This is a genomic window from Alkalicoccus urumqiensis, from assembly GCF_002993335.1.
Lineage (GTDB): Bacteria > Bacillota > Bacilli > Bacillales > Salisediminibacteriaceae > Alkalicoccus > Alkalicoccus urumqiensis.
Window position 1 is genome coordinate 99,001 of the sequence record NZ_PVNS01000005.1, and the last position, 13,719, is coordinate 112,719.

Below are 13,719 nucleotides of genomic sequence, written 5' to 3' on the forward strand. Positions count from 1 at the left end.
TTGTCCTTCACCCGTTCTATTAAAAACTACTCCTGTGTCTCTACAGAAGGTGGAACACGCTGATAATGACAAAAGTGACAAACGCAATGACAAGGGTCGATGAGAACGTCGGCAGAACGCCCTGCTTCTGGATCGAGTTCGCGATCAGCCCCGGTACGATAACACCGATTCCCCGGAGCTCAAACGTCTCAAATAATATATACGGAAACGAAAAGTCTGCAGCCATTTTCAATAGAATACCTACTGCAAGCATCGCACCAAATTTTCTTCTTCCATACAGAACTGTCATGCGGCCGATCACCTGTGTCACGACCAGATATGTAACAATACTGATGGCTGCCACAACAACCAGATAGAGCAGCTGGTCAAAAACGAGCGCTAAATAACCGGGAACAACGAGTCCCGCGGGAACGATGCCTGTTTTCTCCGCATACAGCAGAGAAAGCAGAACACCGACCACTATCGCAATGTATAAATCTGTACCAAACAACCTGCGCCAACTCCTTTTTTCTTAAATAAACGTGCCTGTATTGTGGACAGGTATGTCCTGTCCACATGGTCTACGAGTGCTGTTCTGCCACCTGTCTGGACCGGGAGGCCGTTACTTTCCTTTTTTCGCGGCGGCTCCCTTGAGAGCTGCTTATTTCTTCAAACGCTTCTGCCAGCTCCTCACCGCCGCCGTGAATGTTGCCCACGCCGAACACAGCAGAACCGTCCGGAAGATTCTGTACTTCGCGGATCACAGCAGAGGCAGGTTCTTTCTCCATGTTCTTCACGCTGCCGGCCTGAATGTCTCCGCGTTCTACCGCTTCGACGACCGGATTTGTAATTTTTCCAGTTAAAATCAACGTATCGATGTTCATTTTCGGCAGCACGTCCTCCGCAAACTGAATCGTCCGCTCCACCCGGTCTTCCCGGCAGTTCATAATGACAGCACGGTGTTCAGCCGGGAAATCGCTTTGAATCTTATCCCAGATTGCGAGTGTCGAGGAAGCATCGTTTGCGGCAAATCCGTTGAAGAAGTGGCTCGGCTCCATGCTGCTTCCAAAACGGTGAATCCGCATCGCGCCAGGGTCCACGGGTGCTTTCAGCATACCGTTCATGGCTGTCTCCCGGTCGATGCCGAGAATATCCGCCACGGCAAGCCCTATCGCTGCGTTCTCCGCAAACATCATATATGGGAACTGCTGAAGATAGTCATCTGTAATGGATTCCGTGGAGAAGAAAACTACTTCTGATCCCCGCTGTTCTGCCGCACGCCGGAAAAAACGCGAGTATTTCGTTTCCGGCATAACGACATATCCATTCTTCGGAATCGTCCGGCTGAATGACTCTGCAATTTGATCGAGCGTCGGCCCCATAACATCCAGGTGATCCTCCACAATGTTTGTAATGACCGTGATCTGCGGTTTCACAAAGTCGGTTTCAAACACCTGCTGGTATTCCGGATTTACGGCCATGCACTCTACAACGAACGTATCTACATTCCGTTTGGCTGCTTTTTTTGTCATAATTTTCTGCTCGGAAATGTTGGCTCCCTGCAGACTGCGTGTAATCGGTTCTTCTTCTTCGCGGTCCCAGTAAAAGAGACGCGGGGACGTTCCCGTCGTTTTGCCGGCAGCACGTCTTCCATCTTCTTTTACAATCCCCATAATCAACCGCGTAACTGTGGATTTACCACGTATCCCGTTGACGAGAATTCTCGTATTGATCCGGTCGATGTGACGTGACATCATCCGGCGTTCCCGCACACCGACATAAAGTATAAATGCGGCGAGAATACCGACATATGCTAATTCATGCATTCCTTTACCTCCTGGCTGCTTTCCTGGTCGAAACAGCGATTCCTGTTTAACCGTAATACCCTTCCTGCGGCAGGAAAAAACCTGTTCTCTTGCCTGCACAGCATTTCTATTATACCGTTATTCTGCTACCCTTGAATAGAAAGATTGTCGAAAAAATCTCTGGCAATCTCAAAGCCGGTCCCTATTGCCGGCAATTCTGCCAATTATCGGCGCATATCTGTTCCACATACAGGAGGATGAACGATGGATTTTCCAATCCTTATTCTTACAGCTGTCGACAAAGAACGTGAGGCAGTCAAAAAAGCTGTTTCAGAGGATCCGCGTTTCATAACAGACGTGTGCGGATTCGGTCCCGTTCAGGCAGCGGTGAAAACAGGCGCTTCCATACAGAAATACCGGCCGAAGGCAGTCATCAACGCAGGCATTGCCGGAGCATATCCCGGCCGCGGCGACATCGGCGGTATTTTCACGGCCTCCGCTTCCGTATTTGATGATCTCGGTGCAGAGACAGCGGAAGAAAGACTAAGCCCGGAAACGCTAGGCTTCGGTACGTCCAGATGGGAACGCTCCTCTTTTTTTAATGAATATCCCTTTCCCGCACCGAGCACAGAAATACTCACCGTTTCGCTTGCCACCGGCACAACGGCATCCATGGAGAGCCGCATGAAGCGGCATCCAGAGGCTGCATTAGAAGCAATGGAAGGAGCCGGCTGCGCAGCTGCCTGTAAACACGCGGGCGTTCCATTTATGGAAGTACGGTCCGTATCGAACATGAGCGGTGCACGCAGCGAGCAGCGCTGGGAACTTGATACCGCACTTGATGTGCTGACAGAAACATTTATCCGATGGAAGGAGACGTTACAATGAAGTCGATTGCTTTTTCGCCCTGTCCGAACGACACGTTTATTTTTCACGACCTGGTGCATGGCCGTGTACCGGGGTTCGATACCCTGGACGTGACCTATGCCGATATCGATAAAACGAACAACTGGGCGTACGAGAAGAGCGGCCCGGACGTCATGAAAATTTCGTTTGCTGCTCTTCCTTATGCGCTTCCCCACTATCAGCTGCTTCAATGCGGCGGCGCTCTCGGAAGGGGCTGCGGACCGCTCGTTTTAACAAAAGAACCGGCGGATTCGCTTTCGCTCAGTGGAAAAAAAGTAGCCGTACCGAGCGAGCGTTCCACAGCGTTCATGCTGTTTAAACTATGGCAGAAGCAGCATACTTCCGGGCCTGCCGCAGAAACCATCGTCATGCCGTTTGATGAGATTATGCCTGCGGTTCAGGAAGGCCGGGTCGATGCAGGACTTGTCATTCACGAAGCCCGGTTTACCTACCAGAACTACGGCCTTCACTGCCTCACCGATCTCGGGGAATGGTGGGAAGAGGACACCGGCACACCGATTCCGCTCGGCGTCATTATTGCAGCGCCCGGTGTGGACACAGAAAAACTTGCAGCAGGTATCCGGACTTCCCTCGCGCAGGCTTGGGCTGATCCCGGGCGGAGCCGAGCCTATGTCATGGAACATGCACAGGAAATGTCCGAAGACGTCGCACAGTCCCATATCGATCTTTATGTAAATGAATTTTCTATGGCACTCGGCAGCACAGGCCGCGCGGCGGTCGAATCCCTTCTGAAGCGCGCTGCGGAGGAAGGGCTCGTTCCAGAAATCGACTGGGATAAGGCTTGGCAGAAAAAAACGGCCCTGGAAAACCATGATTCTTAAAAATAATTTTCTCCGGACAACCACACAGAAAGAGATGCCCGTTATCGTCATGACGGGCATCCCTTTTTATTAAGAGGATATTTATTTTCACCTGCTTGAAGGGGTCCAGTCTTCCTGGTGACTCCCATCATGCTTGAAGATTTCCACGCGCGTTTCTTTGTTCTCCGCAATTTCCTTCGCCCGATTCACCGCATCTTCCTTTTTATCAAACACATCGGAAGCTTGTTCTGCACTCCGGGTGCGGACAGCCCAGCCATTTTCATGCGGTTCAACGAGCACATTTTTTTCGTTCAGCTCCGGCCGCGCCGAGCTGTCTCCGTCTGCCTGCTTAATTTCTTTCTGCGACGCCTGCTCCAGCTCTTTTTTCTCCTGCTCCGACGCATCTTCATGCCATTTTTTAGCCTGCTCTGTAGCAATCGGAATAGCGTCCCCTTCCTTGTAGCCTTCCTCCAGCATCGTGTTTGCAATATCAATCGCTTTTTTCCGGACGAGCGTCGGAAGATTTTTTAGAGAGGACGGATAGTCGTTCATTGTCCATGGCATCATGCATACCTCCTGTTCAATTGTTTCTTTTCTTTTTCCCAGAATTTCTCTTTCTAAACGACAATACGGTGTTTGCCCTTTCCTATTTATTGGGTAGAGTTCTGTACCAGCCCGGCTGGAGAATCAGCAGGGAAGTATATTTTTACAGGAGGAGATATACATGAATATGACGCAGCGGGAAGAATTGATGAAGACGCTCCACGAATGTATGGAAGCGTGCAATTACTGCTATGATGCGTGTCTTCAGGAAGATGATGTAAACATGATGGCGAACTGCATCCGGACGGACCGGGAATGTGCCGATTTCTGTGGATACACCGAGCAGGCCCTGGCCCGGGATACTCCGTTTGCTGAAGAACTGCTCCGTGCCTGTGCGGTTATCTGCCGTGCCTGTGCTGATGAATGCCGGCAGCATGACCATGACCACTGTAAGTACTGCGCAGAGAAATGCGAAAAGTGTGAAGAAGCCTGCCTCGCATTTACTGCGTAAGTCTGCCGAAAAAACGCTCCGGGAGCAACATTCCCGGAGCGTTTTTGTTATTTATCGGTATCTCCTGTTTTCCGCTGCCGTATTTTCGTGACGATCTGAACGACAAATCCGGCCAGTGCAAAGGCAATGGCGAGATAAATAAACCCCGTACTCTCCAAAAGAACCGCTGCTGCAATCGACATCAGTCCGAGAATACTCAGTACTCCCTGCAGGGCAAGGTACATAGACAGCCCTCCTCTATATCAAGATAATTCCCATCGGAACGAACGTACATAGAATGCCACCGGCGAGAAGCCATTTTCTCCACCCCGGCGGCATCGGCCCCTGTCCGGTCCACTTCTCCCACGAGCGTTGAAACAGCGTACGGTACAAAAGATAGGCAAAGGCCAGAATACCGAACATCTGCGATACGAAGTAAATCTGTGTCTCCCCGTCACTCATCCCTTCCAGTCCGTCCAGCCCGAGTATAAACGCATTGAGAATGCTGTAGAGGACGAGAAGAGCAAACAGCAGAAGCGCCGCTTTCAGCATTTCTAAAAAAGCCTGCATGATCCGCGTCTCCTTTCCTCATCCAGTGTATGCAATTTGCTTTCCTGGAGCAAGCCCTGCTTCAGAATGTATGAGAAAAGCAATATACGCTCATTTCTGTCATAATAGAAAGTATCAATGCAGTGAGGTGATAATGTGAACTTTTTTCAGGAATATATCAATCGGAAGAATACATACTCTGTGAAATGGGATAAGGTGGCTGAACTTTATAAAAGTGAGAAGGAACTCCTGCCTATGTGGGTGGCCGACATGGATTTCCACCCGCCGGAAGCTGTCACAAAAACGATCCGCGAACGCGCAGAACACGGCCTTTACGGCTATACGTACGTCGATGACCGGGTAAAAGAAGCAGTCCGCGACTGGTTTTCTTCGCGCCAGAACTGGACGATGGAGCTTGACTGGATTCAATTCAGTCCGGGCGTCGTTCCTTCCATTGCGAAATCCATTCAGGCGCTCACCGAACCGGACGACGGGATTCTGCTGCAGTCTCCGGTGTACCCGCCGTTTTTCTCCATGATTAAAGAAAACGACCGCCGGGTAGTCGACAGCCCGCTTGTCGAAAAAAATGGGCGTTACGAAATCGACTTTCAGGATCTGGAGGAAAAAATGAGTCAGGGTGTACGCATGTTCCTGCTCTGTTCTCCCCACAATCCGGTCGGCCGGGTCTGGACGAAGGAAGAACTGGAAAAAATCGCTTCTCTCTGCATCCGCTGGGACGTTATTCTCGTCACGGATGAAATTCACGGCGATCTCGTCTTTGAACCGAATGTGCAGATTCCCGCTGCATCGATCAGCCCGCAGATCTCTCAGCAGACGATTACACTTGCTGCACCAAGTAAAACATTCAACCTGGCCGGCCTTCAGTCCAGCGTGCTCATTACAGAAAATGAAGAATACCGGAAAAAGCTGGAGCAGATCGACAAAAAGAACGGCGCCTTCACATTAAACACGTTCGGCATTCTGGCCATGCAGGCAGCCTACGAAGAAGGCGAAGCCTGGCTTGAAGAGCTTCTGGAGTACCTGCAGGGCAACATTCGGCTCGTCGACTCCTTTCTCCAGGCTGAACTCCCCCACGTGAAGGCTGTGCAGCCGGAAGCAACGTACCTCGTCTGGATCGACTGCCGTGGAACCGGCCTCTCCAACGCAGAGCTTTCCAAAGCGCTCGTTGAAGAAGGGCGGATCGCATTAAATCCCGGGCATACGTTCGGCGAGGCAGGAGACGGGTTTATGCGCATGAATGTCGCCTGCCCGCGGGATACGGTGAAAGAAGGGCTGAACCGGCTGAAAAAAGCACTGAAGGATAAAAAAGGTTCATAGCAGGACGCCCACTGGGAAAAGGAGCAGACACATGAAAGAATTATTCCGCCGCTTTATCGAGCACGATTTAGTAAATCTAGGCGCCCAGACTGCCTATTTTCTGCTCCTGTCCATCTTCCCGTTCCTCTTGTTCATTGTGAGTCTGCTTGCCTACCTGCCGTTTACGATTACCGACGTCTACCTTCTCCTGCAGAACACGTACGTGCCGCCCGGAGTGCTTATGGTAATCGAAGAGGAATGGAATGTCGTCACCGAAAACACGCAGGCCGGGGTTCTTTCCATCGGGGCTGTTTTCACGCTTTGGACAGCTTCGCTTGCTGTCAATTCCATTCTGGAATCGTTAAACCGCGCCTTTCAGGTGACAGAAGCCCGGTCTCTTCTGCTCGGCCGGTTCGTCGCCCTTCTCTTGACCGCCGGACTTTTTATTATTGTTATCGGGGCACTTGTACTTCAGGTCGCAGGCTCTCACATTACAGACTTGCTGCAGATGGAAGCTTTTTTATTCGATGGTCACTTTCTCCGCTGGATGCTGAGCAGCCTGATGCTCTTTACCGTGTTTCTGCTCGTCTACTGGATCGGCCCGTCGCTTCGTCTCCGGCTCCGCGACATTCTTCCCGGCGCACTCGCAGCAACAATCGGATGGCAGGTTGTATCGTTCCTTTTTTCGAGTGTCATCACACGGGTGGCGGATTTTTCCGCCACCTATGGAACGATCAGCACGGTGATCGCACTGATGATCTGGTTTCACCTCATTTCCCTCATCGTGCTGATCGGCGGGGAAATCAACGCCTTTCTTCTGGAACGCCGCGTATCCCGGAGGCCCGAGAAAATGCCCAAAAAAACATGGTAACAATAAAAGACAGCCGGAGGAGGCGTAAAGCCGCTCCTCCGGCTGTCTTGTGCTGTATTCTCTTAACCCAGCGCAGTCTGAAGCAGTTCCATGACGGCACCGACATGGGCGGCGGTTCCCGCAAGCACGAACAGATGCCAGACAGCGTGGTGGTACTTAAACGCCCGCCACATGTAAAACACAGCACCGAGCGTGTACAGAAGTCCGCCGAGAATGAGCAGATTCATTCCTGATGGCGGCAGAAATCCGCTGATCGCCTCCCAGGCGAACACGATCTGCCAGCCGAGAATAATGTAGCCGATCGTAGAAAGAAACATGTACTTTTTCACGAAGAAGCATTTTAAGACCGTGCCGAGTACAGCCGCCCCCCAGACGATACCGAAAAGCGTCCAGCCGAGCCACCCCTGTACCGCGATAAACAGAAACGGGGTGTATGTACCGGCAATAAAAAAGTAGATAGAGGCGTGATCGAGAATTTCGAACACGTTTTTCCACTTTCCGTGCGGCAGCGCGTGGAGAAGCGTCGATGATGTATAGAGAATCATCATGGAAACTCCGAACAGGACGACGCCGGTGACGTGGGAGGCTGTACCGTGCGCCGCAGCAAACGCCGTCAGCCCTGCGAGTGCAGCAATACTGAATAAAATTCCAATTCCGTGGGTAACGGAATTTGCCACCTCTTCTTCTTTACTGAATGTGAATGTACTCATTTCTTTCCCCTTTCACTCTCTCACGTAGTATCAATAACTACATGTTACCACATCATCCTGCTGACTGCCAGTTTTTTGTTGCTGCCTTTTTTTTGCGCAGGTATACTTACATACAGAAGGGGGCCGTTTTCATGAACCTGCAGAATCGTTTACACGACATGACACTGGACGCACATATTCAGCCGGGCCAGCTCCCGGATCTCGATTTATATATGGATCAGGTCATTCAGCTGTTTGAGAAGACCTTTGCCGGACTCAAACGGGAAGAAAAAGAAAAAATTATGACGAAAACGATGATCAATAACTATGCCAAAGGCGGACTGCTTCTTCCGGTGAAAAACAAACGATATACGAAAGAACACGTTATGCTCATCGGCCTGATCTATGAAATGAAAGGATCCCTCGCGTTAAAAGATGTCAAAAAAACGCTGGAACAGGCGCGCATTTCCCAGCCGGAATCCGATACGGACCTGAACGTCTTTTATGAGCAGTTCCTCGAGCGGGCCGAACAGGAAACGGAGGCTGTGCGGCAATCGATCCAGAATCAGGCGAAAGTGGCAGAGAAGGCTGTGGAAAAAGCAGCCGACCCCTACGTCCAGCAGGTGCTTCTCATCTTGAGTCTGCTCCATCAGAGCAACCTGTACCGCCGGGCTGCAGAGAACCTGATCGACGATCTGCCGGGCTAGGGAAAAAGACACAAAATTGGATTTGATGTTTTAACTTTGGTTCAGGATGGTAAATAGCTAACTAGAGCGTTGCTCGCTACTATCTTAACTGGAGGAATGAACCATGCAGCCACTTTACAAAGAATTTTACAACGATGAAGAAGTTGTCGATGCAGTACAGGGAATTAAAGAAAAAGGTGTCAGTGAAGACGATATTTATGTTCTGACACATGACAGCGACCGTACAGACCGGGTAGCTGATAACGCTGATGCAAACACACTCGGTGTAAACGACATGAACTTCGGCACGGCTGCGAAGAACATCTTCCGGAAAAAGGGCGATGAGCTCCGTGCAAAGTTTGAAGAACTCGGATTTTCCAAAGACATGGCGAATGAACTGGAAGAAAAACTCGACCAGGGCAAAGTCATTGTCGTCATTCCAAATGCACCGGACGGTATGACGCTGTAATCCGGTATGAATACGAAAAAACCGCCAACCGGCGGTTTTTTTTCGTATTCATTATATTTTCTGCGGAAGGCGGCTCGGCAGCGACCACTGGTAATACACGGAGCAGAGACGAAGCGTGACGACGAGTGCCACGATCAACAGGAGTTCCCAGGCGGAAGTCATCCAGCCGAGACCGACAACGATTCCGGGAATAATTGTCCAGGCGATGTAGACTTCTTTCTGCAGAAACAGCGGCTTCCTTCCTGCCAGCACGTCCCGGATCATACCGCCGCCGGTGCCGGTGAGTGCCGCCGCAGCAATACACGCACTGAGCGGATGTCCCATTGTATAGGCGTACAGCGCTCCCTGCACCGAAAACGTCCCAAGACCGATGGAATCAAAAAAGACTCCACGACGCAGCAGTGTCCACTGTACAAGCCGCGGAAAAATAAACACAAAGGTCATGACGAGAAAAGCAGAAGTGAACAAAACACCCTGATCCCACAGCGCTTCCACGGGAAGGCCGATCAATAAATTCCGGACAGCTCCCCCTCCGAATGCCGTAATAAATCCGAGTATGTATACTCCCATCAGATCGTACCGCTCTTCCAGTGCAACGTTCACACCGCTCATCGCAAAAGCAATGGTACCGATGAAATTCAATGTTTCCCACATCTTCCTGTTCCCCCTTTTCAAACCTTATTCAGTGTACGAAATTTCATATGGAAAGACAAGGGAGATTTTTGGGTTTCTGACCCGTCGACAACGTAAAAAACAGTCTGTGCCCATATTGGGGCCACAGACTGTTGTTCCTGCCGGGAGGAGCTTATCCTGCCCCTGGAACTTCTTATCTATTCCGCAGCAGAAGCTGCTTTTCTCCAGGCTTCGGCTGCCTCCTGAAACAGGGTAAAGGAGCGCTTCTCCTTTTCCCGGTCATACATATACGTCACAGCCATAATTTCATCTGCTTCAAACCGTTCCTGGAATGACTGCAGCTGTTCTGTTATGGTTTCCCTGCTTCCGACAAACGATACGCTCGTCATCTGCTGGGCCATCGCCTGCTCCTGCGGATGCCACATGCCATCCATGCTGTCCACCGGCGGCTGGAGCGGCTGCTGTGTTCCACGGACGACATTGAGGAAAAATTGGTGCAGCGTCGTCATCTCCCGTGCAGCTTCTTCATCCGTCTCATCCGCGATCACATTCGCACAGATCATCACATAAGGCTCGTCCAGATACTTCGACGGCTGAAAATGCCTGCGGTACAGGCGCACCGCCTCCTCCAGGTATGTCGGCGCAAAGTGGGCCGCAAATGCATACGGCAGCCCAAGACGAGCTGCAAGCCGGGCAGAGTCTGTAGAGGAGCCGAGAATGTAAAGCGGCACGTCCGTTCCGGTACCCGGATAGGCTTTTACTTTCCCCTGTTCTTCCTCCGGTCCAAAATACGTCAGCAGCTCTTCCACATCCTGAGGAAACGAGTGTACAGACTGATCCGACCGGGAACGACGCAGCGCCTGCGCTGTCGCCATATCGGTACCCGGCGCGCGGCCGAGTCCCATATCCACGCGGCCCGGATAAAGAACCGCCATCGTACCGAACTGCTCTGCCGCAGCAAGCGGTGTATGGTTCGGCAGCATAACCCCTCCGGAGCCGACGCGGATGGATGTCGTCTGTTCCAGCACGTGCTTTATTAAGATGGACGTCGCAGAGCTCATCAGCGTCGCTGTGTTATGATGTTCTGCAATCCAGTATCTTTGGTAATCCAATGTTTCCAGATGTTTCGCAAGTTCTGCTACATCTTCAATCGCTTCTTTTTGACCGCTGCCTGCCCGGACTGGTGCCAGGTTCAGCGCAGAAATCGGCAGTTTTTTCATTCCACGTCACGTCCCTTTCCAATTGGTCACTTCTTACTTATCGTAACAAGAACGTCCGGAATGCGAAATAATTCTGCTCAATAGAAATAGAAAAGAAGGCAGCCGCTGCCGGCTGCCCCCTGCGTGATAGTCTTATTTTAAAAGGTTCAGACTTTCTTTGTTGAAGGCTTCCAGATCATCCGGCTGTCTGCTGGTAACAAGGTTTCCGCAGATGACGACCTGCTCGTCAAACACGTTGGCGCCGGCATGACGGAGATCCATCTGGATCGATTTAAATCCGGTCATTTTACGCCCTTTAAGCACATCTGCTGTAATGAGCAGCTGCGGTCCGTGGCAGATCGCAAATACCGGCTTATCATGAAGGATAAAATGCTTGGAAAACGAAACAAACTGCTCATCGCCGCGCAGCAGGTCCGGTGAAAAACCACCCGGAATAAACAGCGCATCGTAATCGCCGGCGGATGCATCGGCAATGCCGAGATCTATTTCCGCTGTCGTATCACCCTGCTTGCCGGTAACACTCTTCCCTTTTTCCGGACCGATCACGGTTACTTCATGACCAGCCTTCTGGAAGGCTTCCAGCGGGGATGTGTATTCAACATCTTCAAACATATCTGTCATGACACATGCAATTTTACTCATCTGTACAGCACTCCTTTTATTTTTTGCGCAGTTTTTTCAACAGTCTCCATACGACCAGTACGATCTGAACAAAAGCAAACAGCTTTTTAAATTTCCGCACGGACGCTCACCTCTTTTCTTCTGCCGTCCAGTAAGTATATTACCCAGAATCCGGAAAAGAAAAACCTGCGGATCAAGATGAACTGGAGGCCTCCTCAGCTTGCATGCTATACTTTGACTGGAGGTGAGTGCAGTGATTCAAGGCATTGCGCATATGGCGTATACGGTAACAGATATGGAGAAGACGCTTGATTTCTACACGAGAGTACTCGGTCTCGACTACGCGTTTCAAGTGACGAAGGACGACGGCTCCCCGTGGATTGAATATGTACGGGCTGCTCCGAAACAGTACATTGAATTTTTTTACGGAGGTTCCGGGAACGTACCGGCTGCTTCATCGGGGCCGCATCATCTCTGTCTGCTGATTGAAGACGCCGAAGCAGCCGCCGAGAAGTTAAAGCAGGAAAACGCGCCGGTCACAGCAGGACCGAAGCGCGGCATCGGCGGTAACACTCAGGTATGGACGGAGGATCCGGACGGCAACAAAATTGAACTGCTTGCTCCGGACAGCGATTCGCCGCACAACCAGTAAATAAGAAGAGATAGAAGAGAAGCCGCCGGGTCCTCCCCGTGCGGCTTCTCCTATTATTTAATAAAGCTTTCCGTGCTTGTACAGAAGTGTAAACAGGCGTTTCAATGCATGGATATAACACGTGTTCCGGATACTGGAGAGCCCTTCTGTGAAATAGGAGACGAAGACCTTCTCGCAGCTCTGGGCCATCTGTTTTGTCATGTCTTCAAGAACTTCCTTTTCGGTGTACAGGTGCGTCACACGGTCCTGCTTCCATTCAATATAGGAGACCATGACACCACCTGCGTTGGCGAGAACGTCCGGGATGACGACGCAGCCATTATCATGCAGGTACCGGTCTGCATGCTGATCAATCGGCGCATTAGCACCCTCTATGAATACGGACGCTTTCACCTTTTCTTTATTCTCTTCAGTGATTTGATCTTCGACTGCAGCGAGAATGAGCACGTCAACGTCTTCGAAGACGAGCTGCTCGGGACCTGCAATTTCTGCTTCGACTCCCGCCTCCTCCAGTTCCCTTTCTGTTGATGGAAGCTGACGGTGCTTCATCTGGTAGGCAGCAAGCTTTGGAATATCCAATCCTTTTCTCCGGCGGAGCGTTACCTGGTGGTCACTGACCGCAGTAACGTTATTCCGGACATCCGGACAGGCATCGGCCATTTCCGCTGCCACACTCCCGACATTACCGAAACCCTGCACCGCCATATCAATCGGCTTTCCTTCTTTGTTTTTATCAAGCAGTGCCTTCAGCGTATGCCACTGCTTGCGGTGAATTCCGGCAGACACTTGGCTTTCTTCTTCAATGCTTTTTGCCCATTCGTGCAAAAGCCACTTATAGCTGTAGTAGACACCGCGTCCGGTTGCTTCTCTCCGGCCTTTCGCTCCGCCGTTTTCCACGCTTTTACCGGTGAACGCACCGAGATAATTTTTACCTGGATTGATCGTTTTGTATTCCCCTGTCATCCAGTCCATCGTCTGTTCATTGGTGCCCATGTCAGGTGCTGGAATGTCGTGTGTCGGTCCGATATCGGTCGTAAACCGCTGGACATATTTTTTCGCGATCATATTCAGCTCGCGGGTGGAATAGTCATTGGGATGAACGACGACACCGCCTTTTGCTCCTCCGTACGGAAGCTCATGAAGCGCATTTTTCAAGGTCATCAATATAGCTAGATTCTCTACTTCCTCTTCATGCACCAGGTTGTTGAACCGGATACCGCCTTTATAAAAACCGGCAATATTATTATGCTGAACACGGAACGCCGGAATTCGTTCGATTTCCCGGTTATCTCTGGATACGCGGATCGAGCTTTTAATGATTTTATCTGTCGTGGTCAGAATTTCTGTGCCGGATTGAAAAAAACGTCTCCGTGCATCCCCGGACTCCTCCGGCAGAAAGGATTCATCTTCATACAGACGATCCATCATATCTTTAATTAGATTCTGTGTATCTTTGACTGTCATCTTC

The 13,719-nt window shown here is 50.9% G+C and carries 18 protein-coding genes; 8 read left to right on the forward strand and 10 right to left on the reverse strand.

Translation table 11 applies throughout. The features are described 5' to 3' along the window. Positions 1-40: 40 nt before the first annotated feature. Both pgsC and pgsB read right to left on the reverse strand, forming a co-directional pair. The gene (gene pgsC, locus C6I21_RS06620) at positions 41-490 is read right to left on the reverse strand and encodes a poly-gamma-glutamate biosynthesis protein PgsC (RefSeq protein WP_105958660.1); all 450 of its coding nucleotides are present in this window, start codon (positions 488-490) and stop codon (positions 41-43) included. Positions 491-560: 70 nt separating this feature from the next. Next, the gene (pgsB, locus tag C6I21_RS06625) at positions 561-1,805 is read right to left on the reverse strand and encodes a poly-gamma-glutamate synthase PgsB (protein WP_105958661.1); all 1,245 of its coding nucleotides are present in this window, start codon (positions 1,803-1,805) and stop codon (positions 561-563) included. A 243-nt stretch (positions 1,806-2,048) separates the two neighbouring features. Here pgsB and mqnB point away from each other — a divergent pair, with 243 nt between their 5' ends. Together mqnB and C6I21_RS06635 are read left to right on the forward strand one after the other, a co-directional pair. After that, positions 2,049-2,672, forward strand: coding sequence for a futalosine hydrolase (mqnB, locus tag C6I21_RS06630; RefSeq protein ID WP_105958662.1), 624 nt, complete (start codon positions 2,049-2,051; stop codon positions 2,670-2,672). Continuing rightward, positions 2,669-3,532 carry a 1,4-dihydroxy-6-naphtoate synthase gene (locus tag C6I21_RS06635; RefSeq protein WP_105958663.1) on the forward strand — a complete coding sequence of 288 codons (864 nt, stop codon included), beginning with the start codon at positions 2,669-2,671 and terminating at the stop codon, positions 3,530-3,532. The genes mqnB and C6I21_RS06635 overlap by 4 nt, the downstream gene beginning before the upstream one ends. Before the next feature lie 87 nt (positions 3,533-3,619). Here C6I21_RS06635 and C6I21_RS06640 read toward each other — a convergent pair whose 3' ends face one another. Continuing rightward, a complete protein-coding gene (locus C6I21_RS06640) occupies positions 3,620-4,075 on the reverse strand; it encodes a DUF2188 domain-containing protein (RefSeq protein ID WP_105958664.1) in 456 nt (151 codons plus the stop codon). 160 nt (positions 4,076-4,235) lie between these two features. Between C6I21_RS06640 and C6I21_RS06645 the strand changes: the two genes are divergently transcribed. Next, complete coding sequence (locus C6I21_RS06645) at positions 4,236-4,565, forward strand: four-helix bundle copper-binding protein (protein ID WP_105958665.1); 330 nt, start codon at positions 4,236-4,238, stop codon at positions 4,563-4,565. 47 nt (positions 4,566-4,612) lie between these two features. Here the strand turns inward: C6I21_RS06645 and C6I21_RS16425 are convergent, their stop codons facing one another. Both C6I21_RS16425 and C6I21_RS06650 read right to left on the reverse strand, forming a co-directional pair. Further along, complete coding sequence (locus tag C6I21_RS16425) at positions 4,613-4,789, reverse strand: hypothetical protein (RefSeq protein WP_181186136.1); 177 nt, start codon at positions 4,787-4,789, stop codon at positions 4,613-4,615. Between the two features lie 13 nt (positions 4,790-4,802). Then, the gene (locus tag C6I21_RS06650; RefSeq protein WP_105958666.1) at positions 4,803-5,114 is read right to left on the reverse strand and encodes a hypothetical protein; all 312 of its coding nucleotides are present in this window, start codon (positions 5,112-5,114) and stop codon (positions 4,803-4,805) included. A 135-nt stretch (positions 5,115-5,249) separates the two neighbouring features. Here C6I21_RS06650 and C6I21_RS06655 point away from each other — a divergent pair, with 135 nt between their 5' ends. After that, on the forward strand, positions 5,250-6,431 hold the full coding sequence (locus tag C6I21_RS06655) for a MalY/PatB family protein (protein ID WP_105958667.1): 1,182 nt from the start codon (positions 5,250-5,252) through the stop codon (positions 6,429-6,431). Between the two features lie 31 nt (positions 6,432-6,462). After that, positions 6,463-7,281, forward strand: a complete 819-nt coding sequence (locus C6I21_RS06660; protein ID WP_105958668.1) for a YihY/virulence factor BrkB family protein — start codon at positions 6,463-6,465, stop codon at positions 7,279-7,281. 62 nt (positions 7,282-7,343) lie between these two features. Here C6I21_RS06660 and trhA read toward each other — a convergent pair whose 3' ends face one another. Then, entirely contained in the window at positions 7,344-7,991 is a 648-nt protein-coding gene (gene trhA / locus C6I21_RS06665; protein ID WP_105958669.1) for a PAQR family membrane homeostasis protein TrhA, read from the reverse strand. Between the two features lie 131 nt (positions 7,992-8,122). Here trhA and C6I21_RS06670 point away from each other — a divergent pair, with 131 nt between their 5' ends. Both C6I21_RS06670 and C6I21_RS06675 read left to right on the forward strand, forming a co-directional pair. Continuing rightward, entirely contained in the window at positions 8,123-8,677 is a 555-nt protein-coding gene (locus C6I21_RS06670; protein WP_245411558.1) for a DUF1836 domain-containing protein, read from the forward strand. A gap of 103 nt (positions 8,678-8,780) precedes the next feature. Continuing rightward, positions 8,781-9,125: a YflT domain-containing protein gene (locus tag C6I21_RS06675; RefSeq protein ID WP_105958670.1), complete on the forward strand. Its 345-nt coding sequence runs from the start codon at positions 8,781-8,783 to the stop codon at positions 9,123-9,125. Positions 9,126-9,176: 51 nt separating this feature from the next. Here the strand turns inward: C6I21_RS06675 and C6I21_RS06680 are convergent, their stop codons facing one another. The 3 genes from C6I21_RS06680 to C6I21_RS06690 form a co-directional block, all read right to left on the reverse strand. After that, complete coding sequence (locus tag C6I21_RS06680; protein WP_105958671.1) at positions 9,177-9,779, reverse strand: trimeric intracellular cation channel family protein; 603 nt, start codon at positions 9,777-9,779, stop codon at positions 9,177-9,179. 176 nt (positions 9,780-9,955) lie between these two features. Then, positions 9,956-10,978, reverse strand: coding sequence for an LLM class flavin-dependent oxidoreductase (locus C6I21_RS06685; protein WP_105958672.1), 1,023 nt, complete (start codon positions 10,976-10,978; stop codon positions 9,956-9,958). A 132-nt stretch (positions 10,979-11,110) separates the two neighbouring features. Beyond that, positions 11,111-11,620: a type 1 glutamine amidotransferase domain-containing protein gene (locus C6I21_RS06690; protein ID WP_105958673.1), complete on the reverse strand. Its 510-nt coding sequence runs from the start codon at positions 11,618-11,620 to the stop codon at positions 11,111-11,113. Positions 11,621-11,852: 232 nt separating this feature from the next. Between C6I21_RS06690 and C6I21_RS06695 the strand changes: the two genes are divergently transcribed. Continuing rightward, on the forward strand, positions 11,853-12,251 hold the full coding sequence (locus C6I21_RS06695) for a VOC family protein (protein ID WP_245411559.1): 399 nt from the start codon (positions 11,853-11,855) through the stop codon (positions 12,249-12,251). 57 nt (positions 12,252-12,308) lie between these two features. Here the strand turns inward: C6I21_RS06695 and C6I21_RS06700 are convergent, their stop codons facing one another. Next, on the reverse strand, positions 12,309-13,715 hold the full coding sequence (locus C6I21_RS06700; RefSeq protein ID WP_105958674.1) for a Glu/Leu/Phe/Val family dehydrogenase: 1,407 nt from the start codon (positions 13,713-13,715) through the stop codon (positions 12,309-12,311). Positions 13,716-13,719: the final 4 nt, after the last annotated feature.

What these genes read in the sequence shown, in the direction of transcription:
- C6I21_RS16425 (WP_181186136.1), bottom strand. Translation starts at nt 4,789, where the DNA reads ATGTACCTTGCCCTGCAGGGAGTACTGAGTATTCTCGGACTGATGTCG.
- C6I21_RS06645 (WP_105958665.1), top strand. Translation starts at nt 4,236, where the DNA reads ATGAATATGACGCAGCGGGAAGAATTGATGAAGACGCTCCACGAATGT.
- C6I21_RS06690 (WP_105958673.1), bottom strand. Translation starts at nt 11,620, where the DNA reads ATGAGTAAAATTGCATGTGTCATGACAGATATGTTTGAAGATGTTGAA.
- C6I21_RS06680 (WP_105958671.1), bottom strand. Translation starts at nt 9,779, where the DNA reads ATGTGGGAAACATTGAATTTCATCGGTACCATTGCTTTTGCGATGAGC.
- C6I21_RS06675 (WP_105958670.1), top strand. Translation starts at nt 8,781, where the DNA reads ATGCAGCCACTTTACAAAGAATTTTACAACGATGAAGAAGTTGTCGAT.
- C6I21_RS06670 (WP_245411558.1), top strand. Translation starts at nt 8,123, where the DNA reads ATGAACCTGCAGAATCGTTTACACGACATGACACTGGACGCACATATT.
- mqnB (WP_105958662.1), top strand. Translation starts at nt 2,049, where the DNA reads ATGGATTTTCCAATCCTTATTCTTACAGCTGTCGACAAAGAACGTGAG.
- C6I21_RS06650 (WP_105958666.1), bottom strand. Translation starts at nt 5,114, where the DNA reads ATGCAGGCTTTTTTAGAAATGCTGAAAGCGGCGCTTCTGCTGTTTGCT.
- C6I21_RS06685 (WP_105958672.1), bottom strand. Translation starts at nt 10,978, where the DNA reads ATGAAAAAACTGCCGATTTCTGCGCTGAACCTGGCACCAGTCCGGGCA.
- C6I21_RS06700 (WP_105958674.1), bottom strand. Translation starts at nt 13,715, where the DNA reads ATGACAGTCAAAGATACACAGAATCTAATTAAAGATATGATGGATCGT.
- C6I21_RS06660 (WP_105958668.1), top strand. Translation starts at nt 6,463, where the DNA reads ATGAAAGAATTATTCCGCCGCTTTATCGAGCACGATTTAGTAAATCTA.
- trhA (WP_105958669.1), bottom strand. Translation starts at nt 7,991, where the DNA reads ATGAGTACATTCACATTCAGTAAAGAAGAAGAGGTGGCAAATTCCGTT.
- C6I21_RS06640 (WP_105958664.1), bottom strand. Translation starts at nt 4,075, where the DNA reads ATGCCATGGACAATGAACGACTATCCGTCCTCTCTAAAAAATCTTCCG.
- pgsB (WP_105958661.1), bottom strand. Translation starts at nt 1,805, where the DNA reads ATGCATGAATTAGCATATGTCGGTATTCTCGCCGCATTTATACTTTAT.
- C6I21_RS06635 (WP_105958663.1), top strand. Translation starts at nt 2,669, where the DNA reads ATGAAGTCGATTGCTTTTTCGCCCTGTCCGAACGACACGTTTATTTTT.